At 74.2% G+C, this 22,188-nt stretch carries 13 protein-coding genes; 7 read left to right on the forward strand and 6 right to left on the reverse strand.

Features of this window, described 5'->3' with window-relative positions:
• Positions 1-3 precede the first annotated feature (3 nt).
• Positions 4-6,267, forward strand: coding sequence for an SDR family NAD(P)-dependent oxidoreductase (locus ACFVVL_RS23605; RefSeq protein ID WP_387678278.1), 6,264 nt, complete (start codon positions 4-6; stop codon positions 6,265-6,267).
• A 36-nt stretch (positions 6,268-6,303) separates the two neighbouring features.
• The gene (locus tag ACFVVL_RS23610; RefSeq protein ID WP_380287822.1) at positions 6,304-7,422 is read left to right on the forward strand and encodes a thioester reductase domain-containing protein; all 1,119 of its coding nucleotides are present in this window, start codon (positions 6,304-6,306) and stop codon (positions 7,420-7,422) included.
• Between the two features lie 164 nt (positions 7,423-7,586).
• On the opposite strand, the gene ACFVVL_RS23615 is transcribed toward ACFVVL_RS23610, so the two are convergent.
• A complete protein-coding gene (locus tag ACFVVL_RS23615) occupies positions 7,587-9,842 on the reverse strand; it encodes an amino acid adenylation domain-containing protein (protein ID WP_387678281.1) in 2,256 nt (751 codons plus the stop codon).
• The gene (locus ACFVVL_RS23620) at positions 9,832-10,128 is read right to left on the reverse strand and encodes a phosphopantetheine-binding protein (RefSeq protein WP_380298477.1); all 297 of its coding nucleotides are present in this window, start codon (positions 10,126-10,128) and stop codon (positions 9,832-9,834) included. The genes ACFVVL_RS23615 and ACFVVL_RS23620 overlap by 11 nt, the downstream gene beginning before the upstream one ends.
• Before the next feature lie 221 nt (positions 10,129-10,349).
• Between ACFVVL_RS23620 and ACFVVL_RS23625 the strand changes: the two genes are divergently transcribed.
• Positions 10,350-11,279 carry an alpha/beta hydrolase gene (locus ACFVVL_RS23625; RefSeq protein ID WP_380298475.1) on the forward strand — a complete coding sequence of 310 codons (930 nt, stop codon included), beginning with the start codon at positions 10,350-10,352 and terminating at the stop codon, positions 11,277-11,279.
• Positions 11,280-11,361: 82 nt separating this feature from the next.
• Here ACFVVL_RS23625 and ACFVVL_RS23630 read toward each other — a convergent pair whose 3' ends face one another.
• From ACFVVL_RS23630 to ACFVVL_RS23645, 4 genes are all read right to left on the reverse strand, one after another.
• Complete coding sequence (locus ACFVVL_RS23630; RefSeq protein WP_380296821.1) at positions 11,362-14,109, reverse strand: AAA family ATPase; 2,748 nt, start codon at positions 14,107-14,109, stop codon at positions 11,362-11,364.
• 76 nt (positions 14,110-14,185) lie between these two features.
• On the reverse strand, positions 14,186-15,469 hold the full coding sequence (locus ACFVVL_RS23635; protein WP_387678284.1) for a cation:proton antiporter: 1,284 nt from the start codon (positions 15,467-15,469) through the stop codon (positions 14,186-14,188).
• Between the two features lie 46 nt (positions 15,470-15,515).
• On the reverse strand, positions 15,516-16,106 hold the full coding sequence (locus ACFVVL_RS23640; RefSeq protein ID WP_387678287.1) for a response regulator transcription factor: 591 nt from the start codon (positions 16,104-16,106) through the stop codon (positions 15,516-15,518).
• A gap of 998 nt (positions 16,107-17,104) precedes the next feature.
• The gene (locus tag ACFVVL_RS23645) at positions 17,105-17,740 is read right to left on the reverse strand and encodes a TetR/AcrR family transcriptional regulator C-terminal domain-containing protein (protein WP_387678290.1); all 636 of its coding nucleotides are present in this window, start codon (positions 17,738-17,740) and stop codon (positions 17,105-17,107) included.
• 120 nt (positions 17,741-17,860) lie between these two features.
• Between ACFVVL_RS23645 and ACFVVL_RS23650 the strand changes: the two genes are divergently transcribed.
• The 4 genes from ACFVVL_RS23650 to ACFVVL_RS23665 all read left to right on the forward strand — a co-directional run bounded on the left by ACFVVL_RS23650 (position 17,861) and on the right by ACFVVL_RS23665 (position 22,138).
• Positions 17,861-19,321 carry an MFS transporter gene (locus ACFVVL_RS23650; protein ID WP_387678293.1) on the forward strand — a complete coding sequence of 487 codons (1,461 nt, stop codon included), beginning with the start codon at positions 17,861-17,863 and terminating at the stop codon, positions 19,319-19,321.
• Between the two features lie 128 nt (positions 19,322-19,449).
• On the forward strand, positions 19,450-20,208 hold the full coding sequence (locus tag ACFVVL_RS23655; protein WP_387678296.1) for a class I SAM-dependent methyltransferase: 759 nt from the start codon (positions 19,450-19,452) through the stop codon (positions 20,206-20,208).
• Positions 20,202-21,422 carry a sensor histidine kinase gene (locus ACFVVL_RS23660; RefSeq protein WP_380296832.1) on the forward strand — a complete coding sequence of 407 codons (1,221 nt, stop codon included), beginning with the start codon at positions 20,202-20,204 and terminating at the stop codon, positions 21,420-21,422. Before ACFVVL_RS23655 ends, ACFVVL_RS23660 begins: the two co-directional genes overlap by 7 nt.
• The gene (locus tag ACFVVL_RS23665) at positions 21,419-22,138 is read left to right on the forward strand and encodes a response regulator (protein ID WP_380296834.1); all 720 of its coding nucleotides are present in this window, start codon (positions 21,419-21,421) and stop codon (positions 22,136-22,138) included. The genes ACFVVL_RS23660 and ACFVVL_RS23665 overlap by 4 nt, the downstream gene beginning before the upstream one ends.
• Positions 22,139-22,188 lie beyond the last annotated feature (50 nt).

Here is a 22,188-nt window from a genome sequence, read left to right on the forward strand (position 1 = left end):
GTCGTGTCGGACCCGAGGGACATAGCGGTCATCGGCATCGGGTGCCGATTTCCGGGCGGAGTGGATTCGCCGGAGGCATTGTGGGACCTGATCGAGCGCGGAGGCGACGCGATCACCGAGATCCCGGCCGACCGGTGGGACGCCGAGGAGTACTACGACCCCGAGCAGGGCGTGCCAGGCCGCTCGGTGTCCCGGTGGGGAGGCTTCCTCACCGACATCGCCGGATTCGACGCGAAGTTCTTCAAGCTCAGTGAGCGTGAGGCGCTGGCGACCGACCCGCAGCACCGGGTGCTGCTGGAGACCGCCTGGGAGGCCGTCGAGCACGCCGGCATTCAGCCGTCCGCGCTGGCGGGCACGCGCACCGGCGTCTTCGTCGGCATGGCCCACATCGACTACGCGCTGGCCAGCCACGGGCCCCAGGAGCAGGAGCAGGTCCACCCGTACGGGTTCACCGGCCCCGCCCTGAGCATGGGCTCCGGCCGGATCGCGTTCGCGCTGGACCTCGCCGGTCCGGCCCTGAGCATCGACACCGCCTGCTCCTCGGGCCTGATGTCGGTGCACCTCGCGGTCCAGAGCATCCGCAGCGGCGAGAGCGACATGGCGCTCGCCGGCGGCTGCATGCTCATGCTCGTCCCGGAGGCGGCGACGTCCGCGTCCGGTCTCGGCATGCTCTCGCCCACCGGCCGCTGCCGGCCGTTCGACCAGGGCGCGGACGGCTTCGTCCGCTCCGAGGGCTGCGGCATCGTGCTGCTCAAGCGCGCCAGCGACGCGGTGGCCGACGGCGACCGCATCCTCGCGATCATCAAGGGCGTCGCCTCCAACCAGGACGGCCGCACCGAGACGGTCACCATGCCCTCGGAGTCCGCCCAGGTGGCCGTCCACCGGGCGGCCCTCGCCGACGCGGGCGTCGCGGCCGAGAGCGTCGGCCTCATCCAGGCCCACGGCACCGGCACCCCGGTCGGCGACCCGATCGAGTTCCGGGCCCTCGCCGAGGTGTACGGCCGCGGCGACGACGCGTGCGCCGTCAGCTCGGTGAAGTCCAACATCGGCCACACCGAGTCCGCGGCGGGCGCGGCGGGCCTGATCACCGCGGTCCTCGCGCTGCAGCACGGCGTGGTGCCGGGGACGCTGCACCTGAAGGAGCTCAACAAGGAGATCAGCCCGCTCGACACCCAGCTGTTCGTGCCGGCCGAGATGCAGTCCTGGCCGGTCGGGCAGGGCCCGCGCCGCGCGGCGGTCTCCTCCTTCGGCATGTCGGGCACCAACGCCCACGTGATCCTCGAAGAGGCGCCGGCCGTCGCCGAGGCGCCGGCCCCCGAGCCGGAGGACGGCCCGCAGCGGCGGCTGTTCCCGCTCTCGGCCACCTCCGCCGAGGAGCTCGCGCCGACCGCGGAGCGCATCGCGGACTGGCTGGACGCCCACGAGGACACGGCGCTGGCCGACCTCGGCCGCACCCTCGCCCGCAGCCGCGAGCACCGCGGCGTGCGGACCGCCGTGATCGCCACCGACCGCGCCGAGCTGCTCGCCGGCCTGCGCGGCATCGGCGAGCAGGTCGCCGAGCGCCCCCCGGCGCCGGTGGTCGGCGACGACTCGCGCGGCCCCGTCTGGCTCTTCTCCGGCCAGGGCTCCCAGTGGGCCGGCATGGGCGCCCAGCTCCTGGAGACCGAGCCGCAGTTCGCCGCGATGGTGGCCGAGGTCGAGCCGCTCGTCCAGCGGGAGTCCGGCTTCTCGGTGACCGAGGCGATGACCCGGCCCGAGACGGTCACCGGCATCGACCGCGTGCAGCCGACCCTGTTCGCCATGCAGGTCGCCCTCGCCGCGGCCTGGCGGGCGGCCGGGGTGCGCCCCGGCGCGGTCATCGGGCACTCGCTCGGCGAGGTCGCGGCCGCCGTCGTCGCCGGAGCGCTCTCGCTGGACGACGGCGTCAAGGTGATCTGCCGCCGCTCCAAGCTGTGCGCCAGGCTCGCCGGCGCGGGCGCGATGGCCTCCATCGAGCTGCCCGCCGCCACCCTGGAGAAGGAACTCGCCGCGTTCGACGACGTCGTCGTCTCGGTCATCGCCTCGCCGGAGTCCACCGTCATCGGCGGCGCCACCGAGCGGGTGCGCGGCCTGGTCGCGGAGTACGAGCGCCGCGGCGTGCTCGCCCGCGAGGTGGCCGTCGACGTCGCCTCGCACTCCCCGCAGGTGGACCCGATCCTGGACGAGCTCGCCGAGGTGCTCGCCGACCTCGACCCGGCCACCGGGACGGTGCCGTTCTACGGGACCGCCCTGGACGACCCGCGGGCCCGGCCGTCCTTCGACGCCGAGTACTGGGTCAACAACCTGCGCCGCGCCGTGCGCTTCGGCAGCGCGGTGACCGCCGCGCTCGACGACGGCCACCGCGTGTTCCTGGAGCTCTCCCCGCACCCGCTGCTGACCCGTGCGGTGGACCAGTGCGCCCGCTCCGCCAGCCTGCCGGCCGCCGCCATCGCGAGCATGCGCCGCGGCCAGGAGACCCCGAACGGCCTGCTCAACGCCCTCGTCGAGGTGCACGCGGCCGGCGGCGGCGTCGACTTCGCCACCCTCCACCCGGACGGCGGGCTGGTCGACGCCCCGCTGCCGACCTGGACCCGCCAGCACCTGCTGGTGCGGACCGGCCAGTCGCGGCCCGCCCACACCGTCAAGATCCACCCGCTGCTGGGTGTGCACGTCCGCCTCGACGAGGACGAGGAGCGCCACGCCTGGCAGTCCGACGTCGGCACCGCCGTGCTGCCCTGGATGACCGACCACCGGGTCCGGGACGTCGCCGCCTACCCGGGCGCGGGGCACTGCGAGTCCGCGCTCAGCGCCGCCGCCGAGGCCTTCGGGCCCGGCGCCGAGGTCCACGGCCTCGGCTTCGAGCGCATGCTGCTGCTCAGCGGCCACACCGAGGTCACCACGACCGCGGCCGTGGAGATCCCGGGGCGGGCGCAGTGGGAGGCGTCCATCACCGAGAACGACGAGCGCTCCCGCCTCGCCTCGGCCACCCTGCACAGCGCGCCGGCGGACCGGGTCGAGCCCGTCCCGCTGGACATCGACCTGCTGCTGGAGGAGCACACCGAGCAGGTCTCCGGCGACGAGCTGCGCAGCACCCTGACCGAGCGCGGCATCCAGTACGGCCCCGCCTTCCAGGGCGCCGTCACCGCCCACCGGCGCGCGACGCCGGACGGCGACCAGACGGTCCTCGCCGAGGTCGCGCTCCCGTCCCAGCTGCGCAGCTCGCAGGACGGCTTCCTCGTCCACCCGGCCCTGCTGGACGCCTGCTTCCAGTGCGTCGCCGCGCTGCCCGCCGTCTCCGGCGAGGGCGGGGGCGGCCTGCTGCTCCCGCTGGAGGTGCAGCGGCTCCAGGTCTGGTCGCCGGCCGGCACCGCCGGGTACTGCTTCGTCCGGCTGCGCTCCAGCGACAGCAACCGGGTGATCGCCGACCTCCAGCTGACCGACAAGTACGGCTCGGTGCTGCTGAGCGTCGACGGCCTGGTCATGGGCACCAGCGCCGGGGACGAGGAGAACGCCGGCCAGCTGCTCAACGAGCGCCTGCTCACCATCGGCTGGCAGCAGGCGGAGCTGTCGGACGCCCCGGCGAAGGCCGCCACCGCGCCGTGGCTGATCCTGGCCCCGGCCGGGAGCGCGCCCGAGGAGCTCGCGGAGGCGCTGCGCGACCAGGGCGGCACGTGCGTGGTCCGGCCGTGGCCGGCCGCCGGCACCCGGCCGACGGTGTCCGACACGACCTGGCACGGCGTCGTCCTGCTCTGCCCGCCGCCCACCGGGCTCGCCGGTGCGGACGCCATCGCCCGCGGCCGCGAGCTGATCGGCTCGGTCGTCGAGGTGGCACAGGAGCTGGCCGCCGGCGACGGCGCCCCGCCCCGGCTGTACGGCATCACCCAGGGCGCGCAGCCGGTGCTGCCGGGCGACCAGGTCAACCTCGAACACGCCGCGATCCGCGGCCTGTTCCGGGTCATCGGCGCCGAGTTCGCCGACCTGCGGGTCACCCAGATCGACGTCGACGCCGATCCCGACCGGGGCTCGGTGGCGAAGAGCCTGGCGGCGGAGCTCACCTCGGACACGGCCGAGGACGAGACCGCCTGGCGCGCCGGCCGCTGGTACACCGCGCGGCTCCAGCACACGCCGCTCGCCGCCGACGAGCGCCGGTCGGCCGCGGTCGGCCGCGAGGACGACGGCGTGCGGATGGAGATCCGCCGGCCCGGCGACCTGGACACGCTGGAACTGACGCTGGTCGGCCGCCGCGCCCCCGGCGCCGGCCAGATCGAGATCGAGATCGGCGCCGCGAGCGTCAACTTCCACGACGTCCTGTTCGCCCACGGCAACTACTTCGCCTTCGAGGGGGTGACGCCGGCGCTCGGCGTCGACTGCGCGGGCACCGTCGTGCGGGTCGGCGAGGGCGTCACCGAGTTCCGGGCCGGCGACCGGGTGATGACCGGCGCCGCCACCGAGGGCGCCTGGGGCACCCACGCCACCCTCGACGCGGCGCTGGCGGCACCGCTGCCGGCCGGCCTGAGCGTCGAGGAGGGCGCGGCCGTCCCCGCCGTCTACGCCACCGTCTGGTACGGGCTGATGGACCTGGCCCGACTGCGCGCCGGCGAGCGGGTGCTGATCCACTCGGCCACCGGCGGCACGGGGCAGGCGGCCATGGCGGTCGCCCGCCACGTCGGGGCGGAGATCTACGCGACGGCCGGCAGCGAGGAGCGCCGGGAGTGGCTGCGCGCCCAGGGCGTCCAGCACGTCTACGACTCCCGCAGCCTGGAGTTCGCCGAGCAGATCCGCGAGGACACCGGCGGCGCCGGCGTCGACGTGGTGCTCAACTCGCTGACCGGGGCCGCACAGCGCGCCAGCCTCGACCTGCTCGCCTTCGGCGGCCGCTTCGTCGAGATCGGCAAGCGGGACATCTACCGCGACGGCAAGCTGGGCCTGGCGCCCTTCCGCCGCAACCTGGCCTTCTTCAGCGTCGACCTCGAACTGATGGCCGTCGCCGACCCGGCCCGGCTCGGCCGTCTGCTGCGGGAGGTCTCCGAGCGGATGGCGGCCGGGGAGCTGGCGCCGCCGATGGCGACCGCGTTCCCGCTGGCCGACGCGGCGACCGCGATCCGTCAGATGGCCTCCGCCCAGCACATGGGCAAGCTCGTGCTCACCACGGCGGTGGAGCCGGGCACGGCGGCGGTGCTCCCGCCGGAGCGGGTCCCGGTGTTCCGCGCCGACAGCGCGTACATCGTCACCGGCGGCCTGGGCGGCCTCGGCCTGCGCCTGGCCCGCCACCTCGCCGCGGCCGGCGCCGGCCGGCTGGTGCTCAACGCCCGGTCCGCGCCCGGCGAGTCGGTGCTCCGCGAGATCCAGGCGATGCGCGACGCCGGCACCGAGGTGCACATCGAGCGGGGGGACATCGCGGACCCCGGGACCGCCGAACGGCTGGCGGCCGCGGCCCGGGCCACCGGGCTGGCGGTGCGCGGCGTCCTGCACGCCGCGGCCGTGGTCGAGGACGCGACCGTCCCGAGCATCACGCCCGAACTGCTCGACCGGGACTGGGCGCCGAAGACCTACGGCGCCTGGTACCTCCACCAGGCCACCGCCGAGGACGACCTGGACTGGTTCTGCACCTTCTCCTCGGCCGCCGCACTGCTGGGCTCGCCCGGCCAGGGCGCCTACGCCGCCGCCAACAGCTGGCTCGACGGCTTCGCGGCCTGGCGGCACGCCAAGGGCCTGCCGGCGACCACGATCGCCTGGGGCGCCTGGGGCGAGATCGGCCGGGGCGCCGTCCTCGCGGAGGCCGGGGACACCACCATGATCACCCCGGAGGAGGGCACCTACGCCTTCGACGCCCTCCTGCGCCACACCCGGGTCCACACCGGCTACCTCCCGCTCGCCCGGGCGCCGTGGCTGACCGCGCTCGCCAAGCGCAGCCCGTTCGCCGAGGCGTTCCAGGACAACCGCGGCGACCAGGCGCAGTCCTCGGAGCTGCGGCTGGAGTTCGAGGCGCTCCCGGCGGAGGAGCGGCTCGGCTGGCTGCGCCGCTTCGTCGCGGGCGAGGCCGCGGCGATCGTCCGGGGCTCCGTCGACCCGAGCCGGCCGTTCAACGATTACGGCCTGGACTCGCTCGGCAACCTGGAGCTGCGCACCCGGATCGAGACCAACCTCGGCATCCGCATCGCCCCCAAGGCGGTGGCCGAGAACAACTCGGCCCAGGCGCTGGCCCAGCACCTGGCGGACCTCATCGGCAACACGCCGGCCGGCAGCTGAGCCGCCGTCCCCGTCGGCGCAACCCCTGGGGGAAGCATGACCGCGATCGTCCTGTCCGGTGCGACCGGATCACTCGGCGGCCACCTGGCCGCAGCCCTGCTCGACCTGCCCCACTCCGTCATCCACTGCCTGGTCCGGGCCAAGGACCCCGCGGCCGCCGACCGGCGGCTGCGGGCCCGGATGGCCGAGGTCGGCACCGACGACCCGGCCCGGCTGGTCGCCGTGCCGGCCAACCTGGAGGCCCCCCGGCTGGGCCTGGCTCCGCAGGCCTGGAGCCGGCTGACCGACGAGGTCACCGAGGTGTTCCACTGCGCCGCCTCGGTCCACCTCACCGCGCCGTACCAGCAGCTCGCGCCCGCCAACGTCGGCGGCACGCGGGAGCTGCTGGAGCTGGCCACGGCCGTCGGCGAACGCCGGGGCACCGCGGTCCGGTTCCACTACGTCTCGACGCTCGCGGTCTTCCTCGACGCGATCCGCGCCGGGATCGACGTGGTGGACGAGTCCACCCGGCCGTCCATGGACACCGCGGGGGAGCTCGGCTACCCGCGCTCCAAGGTCGCCGCCGAACGCGCGGTGCGCCGTGCCGCCGACAACGGGGTCGTCGGCACGATCTACCGCCCCGGGCTGGTCACCGGACACTCGGTGACCGGCGACACCTCCACTTCGGACCTGCTGATGCCGGTGCTGCGCGCCGCCGTCGCGATCGGCTGCGCGCCGGACGACGCGGAGGCGGTGCCCGGGGAGGCGGTCGACCTCGTCGCGCGCCACATCACCCGGCTCTCCGTCGACGCGCGCGGGGACGAGGCCTACCACCTGGTCAGGCCCCGGCCGGTGTCGCTGATGCACGGCATCGAGGCGCTGCGCCGGGCCGGGTACCGGCTGGAGGAGGTTCCGCGCGACACGTGGTGGGAGCTCGCGGCGCAGCGCCGCGAGGACCCGGAGGTCGCCCCGCTGATCCACCTGGGGGCGATCGGCCGCCGGATGCTGGGGCTGGAGCCGGCGTACCCGCCGCCGCCGGTCCACAGCGACCACACCTACGACACCCTGCGCCGCTCGTTCCCGGAGCCGGTGGCGCTCGACGAGTCCTTCTTCGACCGGCTGGTCGCCAACGGACTCAGCCGGTTCGCCCCGCTGCCGCAGGCACAGGGGGTCTGAGCCGGTCCCGGTGAGGGCCCTTCCGGCCGGTGCGGACGACGACGTCCGCACCGGTCCGGGAGGGCCCTTGCGGCGTTCCCGCGCGCGGGGCGGTGCGGCGACTGCGCGCGGACGGCGGTGCCCCGGCCACCAGTGGCCGGGGCACCGCCGTCCGCGGACCGTTCTCACGCCTCCCGGCGGGCCTTCTTCGCCCGGGCGGCGAACGCCTGGGCGGGCAGCGCCGCGGCGGTGAGCGCGCGCCGGTCGACCTTGCCGTTCGTGGTGACCGGCATCCGGTCGACCACCGCCCACAGCACGGGCACCATGAACGACGGCAGCTGCCCGGCCAGCCGGTCCCTCAGCTCGACGGGCGTGACGGCCGTCCCCGGGGCGAGCCGGACGGCGGCGAGCAGCCGCTTGTCGGCGCCGCCCTCGGCGACGGTGACGACGGTGTCCTCGACCTCGGGGAAGCCGTTCAGCACGTCGCTGATCGCGGTGAGCTCGATGCGGTAGCCGCGGACCTTCACCTGGTGGTCGGTGCGGCCGAGGAACCGGATCCGGCCGTCCCGGTCCAGCCGGACCAGGTCGCCGGTGCGGTAGATCCGTTCGGGGACGTCGGGGGAGAAGTGACCGAAGCACCGGTCGGTCTCCTCCTTGTTGTTGACGTAGCCGGTGGCGAGGCCCTCGCCGCCGGTGTACAGCTCGCCGACGGCCCCCGGCGGCAGCAGCCTCGCCCGCCGGTCCAGGACGTAGACGCGGGTCCCGGGCACGGGGGTGCCGATCGGCAGCGGGCCGTCGACGTGCGCCGGCTCCCGGACGGTGTGGAACGTCGTGAACGCCGTGTTCTCGGTCGGGCCGTAGGCGTTGGTGACGGTCAGTCCGGGGTGGTCCGCGAGCGCGCGCGCGACGTGCTCGTGGGGTATGACGTCCCCGCCGCTGAGGAGGTGGCGCAGGGTGCCCAGCGAGGCCGGCGCGAACTCCTGGACGAGCCGGAAGAGACCGGCCGTCAGCCAGGCCACGGTCACCTCGCGCTCCGCGATGAACGCACCGAGCTCGCCCGGCGACAGCAGCCCCGGCGGGCAGACCTCCAGGGCCGCCCCGGCCAGCAGCGCGCCCCAGAGCTCGAACGTCGAGGCGTCGAAGGCCAGCGTGGACAGGCGCAGCACCCGTTCGTCCGGCCCGAGCATCAGGTAGTCGGCCTCGTGGACCAGCCGGATGACGCCGCGGTGCGGGATCGCCACGCCCTTGGGCTCGCCGGTGGAGCCGGAGGTGAAGGCGATGTAGGCGAGCCGCTCCGGGTCGGCCGGGGCCGGCGGCACCGGCTCGGTGCCGAGCTCCCAGTCCGGCTGCCAGGGCGCGGTCACCGGCACGCCGTGCCGCCGGACCCCGTCGGCGTCCGCCTCGCCGACGATGGCGGCGGCCGGCGCCGTCCTGGCGACGATCTTCGCGGTGTGCGCCTCGGGCTGGGCGAGGTCCACGCCGATGTACACGCCGCCGGACCAGAGCGTGCCCAGGACGGCGACCGCCTCCGCCGCCGACCGCGGGACCGCCACCAGGACGGCGTCGCCGTCCCGGACGCCGGCGGCGCGCAGCCGCCGCGCCTGCTCGGCCGCCGCGCGGGCCAGTTCGGCGTAGGTCAGGGACGTCCGCCCGTCGCGGACCGCCACCCGGTCGGGGTGACGCTCCGCCACCGCGCGGAACAGCTCGTCCAGCGAGGCGGACGGGAAGTCGGCGGCGGTCTCGTTGAGGCGTCGCAGGGTGTGCAGCCCGTCGGGGGAGATGCACCGGACGTCCCCCAGCGTGCGGCCGTCGCCGGCCGCCCCGGCGAGCTGCTCCACCGCCGCCAGGTAGGTGCGGACGAAGCCCCGTGCCTCCTCCGGGCTCCACAGGTCCGTCGCGTAGGCGGCGTGGCCGGCGTCGACCGCCCCCTCCGGCCCGAACCGGACGCTGAGGTCGAAGCGGGTGTCGTCGTCGTGGGCGCCGAAGGCGGCCTGGACCAGCGGGTGGCCCGGGCCGGAGGACTCGATGCCCAGGTGTGCCACGAGCTGCGGGAAGGTGACGCCGTCGGCCTCCAGGCTCCAGGCGAGCGAGTCGTGGACGGTGCCGACGAAGGCGTCCGGGGTGCGGTCGTCGTCGATGTCGATGCGCACCGGCCGGAGGTCGCCGGCGGGCGAGGCGACGCCCACCAGCAGCCGCTCGGCACCGGTGAGCCGGCCCAGGGCCAGACCGAAGGCGGCGAGCAGGAAGGTGGAGGGGCTCACCTCCAGGGCCCGGGAGCGGGCCAGGACGGCCTGCGCCGTGCCGGCCGGGAGCTCGACGGGCAGCCGCCCGGTGGCCGTGTCCTCGCGGTGGGTCCGCGGCCGGTCGGCCGGGATCTCCAGGGCCGTCGGCACGCCGGCCAGCCGCTCGGCCCACGCGTGCGCGCCGGCCTCAGGCGCCATCGGGGGACTCCCCGCTCGCCTGCCGCATCCGGGCGAGCAGGTCCGCCTGGCCGCTGATGGTGTCGGCCTGGATGACGTCCAGGGTCTTGAGCCGCACCCCGCCGGCCTTGGAGAGGAGCTCGATGAGCACGAACAGCCGGTGCGAATCGCCCCCGCACTCGAAGAATCCGATGTCGTCGTCCGGTTCGAAATCCAGGATTTCCCGCCAGGTCGAGCGGACGAGGCCGAGGAGATCGGACGGATCGCTGAATTCGTGGTCAGCGGATTGCGAAGGCAAGTTCTCCATCACCAGCACCTTTTTCGATTTTTCACCGACCTGCCACGATATCGGCGGGGCCGGTTCCGGGGCGATATGAGAAACGCACCAATCGTCGTGCGTTCCGCACGTCTCGTGCGCCGGGACTCTCCGCCGGGCCGGATACGAAATAGATTCGGAGCGCGTGTGTCCCGGCGCGGCGCGCGGGGACACGTCCGATCGGATACGAGCGAGTACGTGGGAGAGTTGCGATGCCCCTGGACCGACTGCTCCGGCACCTGATCGCCTGGCAGAGCTCGGACGGCGTCCCGGTCCCGGACCGCGAACTGCCCGTCGACCGGGCCCGCGAACGGTACCTGGTGAACGCCGTGCGCCCGCTCTCCGACGCCGACCGCCGCGGCCCGGTCGTGGTCGCGGAGGACCGGCTGACCGACGGCCCGGACGGAACGGCGCTGCGGCTCAGGGTCTACACCCCGCAGCCGGCCGAGCGGGCCGGGACCAGGGTGGTCACCTATCTGCACGGCGGCGGGTGGGTGATGGGCGACCTCGACAGCCACGACCGGGCCTGCCGGATCCTGGCGGCGTCCCTGGGGGCGGTCGTGGTCGCGGTCGACTACCGGCGGGCGCCGGAGTCCCCGTACCCTGCGCCGCTGCACGACGCGACGGCCGCGGCCCGCTGGACGGCCCGGGCCTTCCCCGGCCGGGCGCACGTGATCGCGGGCGACAGCGCCGGGGCGAGCCTCGCCCTCGGGACCGCCCTGCGGGCCCGTGACCTCGGCTTCGCCGCCCAGCTCCTGATCTACCCGCCGGTCGACCCGAGCCTGGCCCTGGTCTCGTCCAGCCCGCACGCCGAGGGGTACCTGCTGACCGCCGAGGACATGGCCTGGAACTACGCGCAGTACGTCCCCGACGCGCGGCAGCGGGCCGACACCGCCGTGGACCTGCTGAACGCGGACCTCCGGGGCCTGGCGCCGACGGTCGTGGCCACCGCCGAGTACGACCCGCTGCACGAGGAGGGCGCGGAGCTGGTGGCGCGGATGCAGGCCGCGGGCGTCGACGCCCGGCTGGTCACGGGGGAGGGGCTGGTGCACGGCTTCCTGTTGATGCAGGACATCGTGCCGGCGGCGGCGGCCTGCACCGAGCGGGTCGTCAAGGAGCTGGACGCGCTGCTGGGGCCCTGAACGGCCCGGACGGCGGTCCGCCGCCGGTGTCCGTCGAGGACACCGGCGGCGGACCGCTCGCGCGCCCGGGGCGCGGCGCCGGTCACGGGACCAGTTCGGCCAGCCGCGAGGGCAGTTGGGTGCGGCGCCGGATGCCGAGCTTGCGGTAGGAGCGGGTGAGGTGCTGCTCGACCGTGCTGACCGTGATGAACAGCTTGCGGGCGATCTGTTCGTTGGTGGAGCCCCCGGCGGCGAGTTCGGCCACCCGCCACTCCGCCGAACTGAGCCGGCGGACCGGCTCGGCGGCGTCCGCGGGGTCCGCCTCCGTCCAGGCCTTCCTGGTCTCCGCCGCCGGTGGCTCCGGCAGGGAGGCCGCGGCGCACTGGGCGGCCAGCGTCCGGGCCATGTGGCTGTGGAAGCGGGCCTGGACCGGGTCCTCCAGCGCCTCGTAGGCCTGGCCGAGGTCGGCGAGGGTGTACGCCAGGTTCAGCGAGTCGCCGCAGCGGTCCAGCACGCTCGCCGCCTTCAGCAGGACCGGCGGACGCTCGTCGGCGCGCAGGGTGGCCGCCAGCGCGCGGTAGGCCTGGCCCCGGGTGCGCGGGTGGCCCGACGGGACCAGCGCCAGCTGTTCCGTCAGCAGTTCCCTGGCCTGCGCCGCCCGGCCCTGGTGGAGGTGGGCCCGGGCGGCGTCGACGCGCCAGGCCACCGTCGACGGGCAGTCGGCCCCCCACAGCCGCATCAGGTGCCCGGCCGCCAGGAAGTCCTGGAGCGCGGCGCCGTGCCGCCCGCGGGCCAGGTGCAGATGGCCCCGGGCGTCGAGGTACACCACCCCGCCGAGGGTCCCGAAGGCGGCGCTGGGCACCGGGAGGTCGAGGTAGGTCTCGGCCTCCCCGAGGTCCCCCATCGCCGTGGCGGTGAGGATGAGGAGCGACAGCGGGATGACGATGGCCGTTCCCCAGCTCTCCCTCGGCATCAGCGCGAAGGCGGCCCTGGCCTGGCGCCTGGCGTTCGCGAGGTCCCCCAGCCGGTAGTGGATCTCCGCGCGTGCCGAGATCAGCAGGGCGTTCCAGACCAGCCCGTACGCCTTCCCGATGGAGGCGAGCAGGGCGTCGCACCAGGCCGAGGCCTTGTCGAGGTGGTCGGAGTAGATCAGGACCAGGAGCGAGGCGAGCGAGGAGGCCGGGCCGGCCGCTCCGGCCAGGGCCTTGCGCAGGACGAGTTCCGCGGCCGGGAGGGCCTCCTCGTCGCCGGCGCCCCGCAGGACCGCGCCCAGGGCGGCGGTGGCCCGCTGGTCGGGGTCGAGGCCGGCGTCCATCGGGGACACGTCCGGGCTCCCCGGGGTGGGCGCGATGCCCGGGTACGCCAGCGGGAGCCAGAGGCGCAGCGGTTCGGCGTACCGGGCGGAGTCCTCGTCGCCCGGCGCGGGGGAGTCGTCGAGGTGCGCCATCACGCGCGTCGCCAGCTCCACCTGCCCGTTCCACAGCAGGCTCCGCACGACGGGCGCGGACTGCCGCACGGAGAGCTCGCCCCGCTCGGCCGCCGCCACCAGGTCGGGCAGGTAGCTCTTCGCCGCCGCGGGGTTGTAGCACCACACGACGTCGACGAGCTTCGCGGCGATGTCGAGCTGCTCGCGCCGGCTCGCGCTCTCCCGGTGGGCCCGCTCCAGGAACCCGACGGCCGTCTCGGGGTCCCCGCCCGCGAGGGTCTGGTCCGCGGCCTCGCACAGGACCTGCCGTGCCCACGGGATCGCCTCGTCCACGCGCATCAGGTGCTCCGCCGTCACGACCGCCGGGGCGCCCTCGTGGTGCAGGAGCCGGGCGGCGCGTGACCGCAGGATCTGGCGCTGCTGTTCGGGGATGCTGCGGAGCACGGCCTCGCGCACGCTCGGCTGGCGCAGCAGGTCGTGGTCCAGCAGCGCGCCGACGCCGGGGGTCGCGACGACCCGGCCGACGGACTCCGGGTCCATGCCGCACAGCCTCGCCACCACGGCGGCCGAGCGGAAGTCGCCCAGCGTGGCCATGGCCTGCGCGATCTCCAGCACGACCGGCTCGGCCCGGTAGAGGCAGGTGAGGACGGCGCGGCCGAAGGCCGGCCCGGCGACCGGCCGGTGCCGGGCGTCCGGCTCGGCCGTCCCCCTCGCGTAGTCCTCGGCCAGGGCCCGGACCAGCAACGGCCGGCCGCCGCTGAGTCGTTGGCACTCGGCGGCGATCCGGCCGGCCGTCCCGGGGTCGAGGCGGTCCTGCAGCACCGTCGTGACGCCGGCCCTGGAGAGCGGCTCGACGTCCAGCCTGGTACAGATCGGCAGCCGCAGGATCTCGGCCTGCACCAGGCGCTGCACCTCGCCCCGGCCCATGTCCGGACAGTAGGTGAGGGCGATCGTCATGGGCGCGTCGCCCATCCGCCGGACGAGCGCGAGCAGGTACTGCAGCGACTCGACGTCCGTGAAGTGCGCGTCGTCGATGCAGACGACCAGGGGCCGGCCGCTGGTCAGGCGCTGGAAGGCGCCGTGCAGCAGACCGAGGACGGACGGGTGGATCTCACCGCGTGCCCGCGTCCCGCCGTCCGCGGCCGAGCGGACCTCGGGCGCCGCGCCGTGCGAGAAGAGGCGCCGGGCCCGCAGGAGTTGATCGATGACCCCGAGCGGCTGGTGGCGCTCGGCCCGGGAGGCGGTGGCCTCCAGGACCTTCGCGCCCGCGTCGGAGGTCCGGCGGGCGAAGGAGGCCAGCAGGGCGGTCTTCCCGCTCGCCAGCGGGCCGCCGAGGGCGACGATCCGGGATCGGCCCCGGGAGGACTCGTTGTAGACCTGGGACAGTGTCAGCTCTTCCTGATCCCGTTCGACCAGCTTGTCCATCACTTCTCACCATTTCGCAACACAGTGAAGGGGGTGAACCTGCACCCGACGAATGCGCCGGAGCGCGTGTGCGATGTCAGGAGTGGTCCCCTACTTCGGCGACCGGGACCGGGGTGGCGGCCTTGGGCACCGGGCGGACGGCGGTCCTGCGCTCGATCGCGGTGATGAGCGGCCCGGTCATGCCGGTCGTGATCAGGGCCATCAGGACGAGGACGGTGAACATTCGCTCGTCGATGATGCCCGCGCTGAGGCCCACGTTCAGCGCGATGAGTTCGGTCAGCCCGCGGGTGTTCAGCAGCGCGCCGATCATGGCCGAGCGCCGGGTGTCGAGACCGCCGAGCCGCGCCATCGCGTAGCCCGCGGCGGCCTTCCCGCCGACGCCGCAGACGAGCATCACCACGAGCAGGAGCACGTCGGAGCCCTTCAGCGCCCCGAGGTTGGTGGTCAGGCCGGTGACGACGAAGAACAGCGGCAGCAGCAGCCCGCCGGACTGCTCCGTCGAGCGCAGCACGTCCGCGTCCGCCGTGCCGTCCGGCTTGGGCATGACCAGGCCGGCGACGAAGGCACCGAAGATCGCGTGCAGGCCGATGCTGGCGGTGGCCCAGGCACCCGCCGCGGCGAGCACCAGGGCGACGGTGACCTGGCTCGCCATCACGGCGTTGGTGCGGCGGAACCACCAGCCGAGCGCGGGGCGCACCACGAGGACCATCACGGCCACGAACACCGCGAGCAGCAGCGCCGTCTCCGGCCAGGAGCGGTCCCCGGCGCCCTTGGTGCCGATCAGGGCGGCGGCGAGCACCAGCCAGGCGGTCACGTCCATGAACCCGGCGGACGCGGTGGCGATGTTGCCCACCGAGGTCCCGGCGAGACCGCGTTCGCGCACGATCGTGGCGAGCACCGGGAGCGCGGTGATCGACGTCGCGACGCCGAGGAAGAGGATGAAGGACCGGCCGTCGGTGTGCTGGCCGTCGAAGGCGCCGGTGTGCTGCACCCCCAGGGCGATGGCGCAGCCGAGGGCCAGGGGAATGAGCATCGCCCCGACCGAGATCAGGGTCACCGGTCTGCGATGGTTCCTGACGGACTTGAGGTCGATCTCGTAGCCCACGCCGAACATGAAGATCACCACGGCGATCTGGGCGATGACGGCGATGAAGGGCATCGCCTGTTTGGTGAAGAGGTGGGAGGTCAGATCACCCGGGAGCCTGCCGAGCAGGCTCGGGCCGAGGATGATGCCGGCGGCGATCTGGCCGACCACGGTCGGCTGTCCGATCCGGCGCGCGAGGGCGCCGAGCACGCTCGACGCTCCGAGTACCAGTGCGATGTCCCCGACGACGGTGGCCGTCACTGCATCCATGCTCATGTGTACTACGCCCCCAAATGGTCGATGAATTCGGTGAGTCCGGCTGTCAGAGCCAGCGTGCGTCCCGGGCGATCCGCAGCGCGTCGATGCGGTTGCGCGCACCGAGCTTCGCCACCATGGATGAGAGGTAGTTGCGCACGGTCCCCTCGGAAAGGTGCAGTCGTGCGGCGATCTCGACGGTCGTGTCCCCGTGGGAGAGGCGTTCCAGAACCGCGAGTTGACGTGAGGTCAGGGGGCAGCCGGCGTTGGCCAGGGCGGCGACCGTCAGGTCGGTGTCGAAGACGCGTTCGCCCTGGTGGATCCGGTGCAGGGCCTCGAAGAACCGGCTCGGCGGGACGCTGCGATGCAGCATGCCGGCCACGGCGCCGGAGTAGGTCTGGCGGACGATCGACCGGGTGTAGCGCTCGGCCAGGACGAGGCTGCGGCACTCCGGAATGCCGGCGATCTTCTCGGCGACGGTGATCGTGCTGCTGTCCGCGCCGTCGAAGCCGATGACGGCCACATCCGGCCGGTGGATTTCGGCGAATTCCAGCGCATCGGAATCGCCGCCGACGGCGCCCACCACGTGGATGTCGTCGTTCTTCTCGATCAGCGCGGCGAGCGCGCTGCGGGAAAGCAGCAGATCATCGGCGACCATCACTCGGATACTCATCGGTTCCCTCGCGAATGACAGGTGTCACACAGGTGGCCGGAAACAGGATGGCTCGAATGCCGCTGTGGTGCCGCGCGCCGGGGCGGGGGCTGTGCCACCGCGCCGGCCGGTGCCGGACGGCGCCCGGGGTGCTGCTCCCCGGCACCGTCGAGGCGGCCGGAAGCGGGCGTCGATGACGCCGCGACGCAGGCCGGCTCGTACTCGTAACGCATGTGAACGCTCTGGACCAATGGCTCGACCCCAGACCGCAATGTGCTCAACTCCCCCGTTTGGAGCCGCGCATGACGACCGTAAGACTGTTCTGATGTTCGAATTCGAAGCTCTCCCCGGCCCGCCCCGACGAGCGGCTGCCCGGCGGGAGAGGGCATGGCGGCGCACCCGGCCTCCGGCCGGGAGGTGTTCTCGCCGCTAGCTCCTGGACCCGGCTCCGGCGTGTCCGGGCGCGATGACGACCGGCACCGAAACCCCCGTTCCGTGGTCGCCGACCTGCATGACACTCACCCCCCTACGCCTGCGAAGTCGGGTCAATTTCCTCGTCCGTACCGGAATCGTTGCAGATCAAGCCCGTGCGCCGGGCCGACCGGCCACTGGACGGGCCGTCTGATCGCGAGTGCACCCGTCACTGCAAGCGGTCGAGCCCAAAATCGAACATAAGATAGCCAGGCTTGATAATGAAGGTCAAGGATGAATGCAAATGGCTCAGGGCCCCAACCGTGGATGTGATCTCCGTGGCTTCCGGGTGGCCCGGGGGCAGCGGCGTCCGGCCGCCCGTCTGACCAGCGCCGTTGCCGGGCGGGAGTGCGGGCGGGGCGTGGCCGGGGTGGCGCGGACGCCCGCGGTCGCGGGCGGGTCCGCCGGCGCGGCGGGTCATCTGCGTTGTTGACTGATTGTCAATTTGAGTGCGGAAATGTCGCATTGGATCATTTCGCACCGCCGGAGCGGCGCCGCCGCCGGCCTCGGGCGGACGGCGGCGCCGGACGGCTTCACGCCGGCTGCGGCGGCCGGGTCGTCCGCAGATGGCGCAGGCCCTCCAGGAAGAGGTCCAGCCCGAAGGCGAACCGCTCCGCCGGGTCCGTTCCCGCCAGCGCGTCCAGGGCCGCCGCGTACTGCGGCGACACCTGGACGTCGAGCCGCTCGGTGCGGACCCGCCAGTCGTGCTCGGGCGGCAGCCTCAACTGGGCCTGTTCCTCGATGGCGTGGCCGAGCACGTAGTAGAACAGGGCGAAGCCGGCCCAGCCGGCCTGGGCGGGGGGCAGCCCGGCCCGGCAGAGGACCTGGACGGCCACGTCCGAGCCGATGATGGTGTTGGCCCCGGGCGCGAAGGTGCCGGCCACCACCCGGGCGCCGTCGCGCCGCCCGAGCAGGGCCCCGCGCAGGCGCCCGCCGAGGATGCGGAGCTGGTCGAGCCAGGGGACGTCGGGCAGCGGGTCCCCGATGCCCTCGACGATCCGGTCGGCCACCGCGTCGAGCAGGGCCTCCTTGTTCGGGAAGTGCCGGTAGAGCGCGCCGCCCTGGACGTTGAGCGCCGCACCGAGCTTGCGCATGGTGAGCTGGTCCAGTCCCTCGGCGTCGAGGAAGCGCAGCGCCTCGTCGACAACGTCGGTTTTGCGCAGGCGCATTGACTCTCCTTCAGATCGATTGACACCCCCTGGGCCCGAGGTTATCTTGAGCACCGTTCAGAGTGAACACTGTTCACTAGTGAACACTGTTCACCCTTGGGTCGCTACTGAGGAGACGTCATGTCCGAGGCCCGAGTCGCGGCCGCACCCCCTGCTCTCAGGCCGAACGTGCCGCTCGGCGTGGTCGTGGCGATGTCCTGCCTCGCCCTGTTCATGGTCGTGCTCGACGCCACCATCGTCACCGTGGCCCTGCCGGACATGCGCACCGGGCTGAGCCTGTCCACCGGCCAGCAGCAGTGGGTGGTCAGCGGCTACCTCGTCACCCTGGGCGGCTTCCTGCTCCTGGCGGCGCGGGCCGGCGACCTCTACGGGCACAAGCGGGTCTTCCTGTTCGGGGCGTTCCTCTTCACCCTCGCCAGCCTGGTCGGCGGACTGGCGCCCGGCGGAGCGGTCCTGATCGGCTCCCGGATCGCCCAGGGCGCCGGCGCCGCCGCACTGGCCCCGACCAGCCTGAGCCTGATCACCGCCACCCACACCGACGCCAAGGAGCGCGAGCGCGCGCTGTCGCTGTGGAGCATGATGAGCGGGGTCGCCGGCCTGATCGGCGTGGTCCTCGGCGGCGTGCTCACCGCCGAACTGAGCTGGCGCTGGGTGTTCTTCGTCAACGTCCCGGTCGGCATCGTGCTCCTGGCCGTCGGGGCGCGCCTGGTGCTCCCGCCCGCCCTGGCCGCGGAGAGCCGGCTCGACCTGGTCGGGGCCCTCTGCGTCACCCTCGGCATCGGGGCGCTCACCTACGGGCTCTCCGAGGCCTCCACCGAGAGCTGGGGTTCGCCGAGCGTCGTGCTGCCCCTGATCGCGGCCGTCGTCCTGCTCGCCGCCTTCCTGGTCGCCGAGGCCCGCAGCCCCCACCCGCTCATCCCGCTGGACCTCGTCCGGCCGCGGAACCTGCGGATCGCCAACCTGCTGATGTTCTGCCTGGGCGTGACGCTGACCGCCCTGCTGTTCTTCCTCTCGCTCTACTGCCAGCAGGTGCTCGGCTACAGCGCGCTGCGCACCGGCATGGCGATGCTGCCCATCACCCTCATCTTCATCGTGGGCGGCCTCACCTCCCGCAAGCTCATCTCGGTGGTCGGCCCCCGGCCCCTGCTGGTGGCCGGCGGCCTCATCGCCACCGCGGGCATCGTCTGGCTCTCCACCATCTCCACCGACTCGACCTACCTGACCCACATCCTCGGCCCCAACCTGGTCGGCGGGTTCGGCATCAGCCTGATGCTCCTCGCCGTCACCATCAGCGGCACCGTCGGCGTCGAGCCCAAGAACGCCGGCGCCGCCTCCGGGCTGCTCAACACCTCCCGCCAGATCGGCGGAGCCGTCGGCCTCGCCGTGCTGGTGAACATCGCCTCCACGGTGACCACCCACGCGGCCGACCGCGGCCGCCTGGACGCGCTGGTCCAGGGCTACCGCGCCGCGTTCCTGGTGAACGGCGGCCTGATGCTCGTCGCCGGACTCGCCGCGCTGGCGCTGTCCTCGGCGGGCACCTCCGCCGCCGAGAAGGGCCACGAAGCGCCCGGCGGGCACTAGGGCGGCGCGGCACGGACACGACGGAAGGGCTCGGCGGCATGTCGCACGGACCGGCGCCGACGGCGCGCCCCGTGTTGCGGGAACATTTCTCCAAGACAACGCGAAGCCGCACTTGTGAGGCTGCGGAGGTGTCCCAGAACCTCATCGGCGCCCTGCCGTCGCGGCTCCGCCCGCCCCGGTACGGTGTCGACGCGCCGGCCTTCCTGGCCGCCACCACCGTCACCGGGGCGGCGTGCGTGCTGGCCGCCGCCCGCCGGCGGCGCGGCCGGGGCCCGGCGGCGGCCGCCGGAGCGGCCCTGCTGGCCTCCGCCGGCGTCTACCTGCACACCACGCTCCGCGGCAAGCTGCGGGTCTGGGAGCGGGAACTGGACCGGATCGGCCTGAAGGGCGACGAACGGCTGCTGGACCTGGGGTGCGGCCGCGGCGCGGTCCTGGTGGCGGCCGCCCGGCGGCTGCCGGCCGGGCACGCCGACGGCGCGGACCTCTGGTCCCGCGAGGACCAGAGCGGCAACGACAGCGCCGTCACGCTCGCCAACGCCGCCGCGGCCGGAGTCGCCGGCCGGGTCGCGGTGCACACCGCCGACATCACCGCGCTGCCGTTCGCCGACGACTCCTTCGACGTCGTGACGAGCGCGCTGGTCATCCACAACATCCCCACCCGCGAGGAACGCGAACGCGCGCTGGACGAGGCGATGCGGGTGCTGCGCCCCGGCGGGCAGCTGCTCGTCGCGGACTTCTGGTGGGCCGCCGCCCAGTACGCGAAGCACCTCGGCGCGGGCACGCCGCGTCCGCTCGGGGCCGAGTACTGGTACGGCGGCCCGTGGCTCGGCGTCGTGCTGCTGCACGTGGTCAAGGAACCCCGGTCGATGGAGGAGCGCTCGTGCTGACCGCCGCCATGATCCCCTGGAACAGGCTGATGGCGAAGCAGCAGCTGCTGTTGCTGCTCTCGTCGATCGGGTCGATGGTGCTGTTCACCGTGGCCACCGTGCCCGTCGCCGTGCACACCGGCACCCACTGGCCGCTGAGCTGGCCGGTGACCGCCCTGGTCTACGCGTCCCTGACGGTGCGCCGGCACTTCCCGCTGGGCACGGTGGCGGTCTCCGTCATCGGCTCGGTGGTCCTGATGGCCGACGGGATGGTCTACCCGCTGACCCTGCTCGCGCTCTTCTGCGCGCTGTACTGGGTCGCGCTGGACTCCTCCCCGGTGCGCACGCTCATGGTCGGCGTCCCCGTCAAGGCCACCCTGCTCGTCGCCTCGCTCATCACCCACCCCGGCATCACCGGCGTGATCATCGTGATGTGGGCGGCGCTCGCCGTCACCACCGGCAGCGCCGCACGCAGCCACCGCGCCTACGTGGCCGAGGCCGAGGAGCGCGCCAAGCGCGCCGAGCGGGCCCGGGAGGAGGAGGCGAACCGCCGGGTGGCCGAGGAGCGGCTGCGGATCGCCCGGGAGCTGCACGACGCGGTGGGCCACCACGTCGCGCTGATCAACGTCCAGGCCGGCGCGCTGGGTTACCTGCTGGAGGACGAGGACCGGACCCAGGCCCTGGAGTCGGTCGCCCACATCCAGCAGGCCAGCGCGGAGGCCCTGGAGGAGCTGCGGCTGACGGTCGGGCTGCTGCGCCAGCCCGGGTCGACCGAGTCCGCCGAGCCGACCGAGCCGGTGCCGGGCCTCGACCGGCTCGGCGACCTGATCTGCTCGTTCGCCGGCGCGGGCCTCCAGGTCACCCGCGAGGTGACCGGCCAGGCCAGGCCGCTGCCCGAGGCGGTGGAGCTGACCGCCTACCGGGTCATCCAGGAGTCGCTGACCAACATCCGCAAGCACGCGGGCTGCGTCCCCGCGACCGTGCGGCTGGGGTACGGGCCCGGGGCGCTCAGGCTGGCCGTCGAGGACGACGGCGAGCCGGTCGCCTGGGGGAGCCGGCGCCCGGCGGCGCCCGCCACGGTCGGGGTCGGCGCGGTCGGCGGGCACGGCATCGTCGGCATGCGGGAGCGGGTGACCGCGGTGGGCGGCCGGCTCGCGGTGGGCCCGCGGCCCGAGGGCGGCTACCGGGTGTTCGCCGAGCTCCCGCTGCGCGCGGCCGGAATCGAGGGCGTGTGAACGGGACCGTCTCCGCCCCGCCGGCCTCCGCCGTCTCGGCGCCGACCCGCGTGGTCATCGCCGACGACCAGGCCCTCGTCCGGGCCGGCCTGCGGCTGGTGATCGACCGCGCACCGGGGCTGACCGTGGTGGGCGAGGCCGCCACCGGCCACGACGCGGTCCGGGCCGCCCAGGCGGAACGCCCCGACGTCGTGCTGATGGACATCCGGATGCCGGAGCTCGACGGGCTGGCCGCGACCCGGCGGATGGCCGCCGACGACAGCCTCGCCGGTGTGCGGGTGCTGATCCTGACGACCTTCGAGGTCGACGACTACCTCTTCGAGGCGCTGCGGGCGGGGGCCAGCGGCTTCCTCGGCAAGGGCGCGCGCCCCGAGGTCCTGATCGAGGCGATCCGCACCGTGGCCCGCGGCGACGCGCTGCTCTCGCCGTCCGCGACCCGGGGCCTGATCACCAGGTTCCTCACGCTGCACGACAGCGAGCCGGTCCGTCCCTCCCCGCTGGTCTCCACGCTCACCGAGCGCGAGCGCCAGGTCGTCGCGCTGGTCGCCGAGGGCATGTCCAACGCGGAGATCGCCGGCCAGCTCATGCTCAGCCCCTTGACCGTCAAGACCCACGCCAACCACGCCATGACCAAGCTCGGCGCCCGCGACCGGGCGCAACTCGTCGTTCTCGCCTACCAGACGGGGCTGGTGGACGCACCGCGTCCCCGGCCCTGACCCCCGTCGTCCCGCCCCGTTGCCGCGGTGTCCCCGCGACAGCGGGGTGA

The organism is Kitasatospora sp. NPDC058115, from assembly GCF_042884635.1.
Lineage (GTDB): Bacteria > Actinomycetota > Actinomycetes > Streptomycetales > Streptomycetaceae > Kitasatospora.

Coding starts and splice junctions, on each gene's coding strand:
- ACFVVL_RS23610 (WP_380287822.1), top strand. CDS start 6,304: ATGACCGCGATCGTCCTGTCCGGTGCGACCGGATCACTCGGCGGCCAC.
- ACFVVL_RS23615 (WP_387678281.1), bottom strand. CDS start 9,842: ATGGCGCCTGAGGCCGGCGCGCACGCGTGGGCCGAGCGGCTGGCCGGC.
- ACFVVL_RS23620 (WP_380298477.1), bottom strand. CDS start 10,128: ATGGAGAACTTGCCTTCGCAATCCGCTGACCACGAATTCAGCGATCCG.
- ACFVVL_RS23625 (WP_380298475.1), top strand. CDS start 10,350: ATGCCCCTGGACCGACTGCTCCGGCACCTGATCGCCTGGCAGAGCTCG.
- ACFVVL_RS23630 (WP_380296821.1), bottom strand. CDS start 14,109: ATGGACAAGCTGGTCGAACGGGATCAGGAAGAGCTGACACTGTCCCAG.
- ACFVVL_RS23635 (WP_387678284.1), bottom strand. CDS start 15,469: ATGAGCATGGATGCAGTGACGGCCACCGTCGTCGGGGACATCGCACTG.
- ACFVVL_RS23640 (WP_387678287.1), bottom strand. CDS start 16,106: ATGGTCGCCGATGATCTGCTGCTTTCCCGCAGCGCGCTCGCCGCGCTG.
- ACFVVL_RS23645 (WP_387678290.1), bottom strand. CDS start 17,740: ATGCGCCTGCGCAAAACCGACGTTGTCGACGAGGCGCTGCGCTTCCTC.
- ACFVVL_RS23650 (WP_387678293.1), top strand. CDS start 17,861: ATGTCCGAGGCCCGAGTCGCGGCCGCACCCCCTGCTCTCAGGCCGAAC.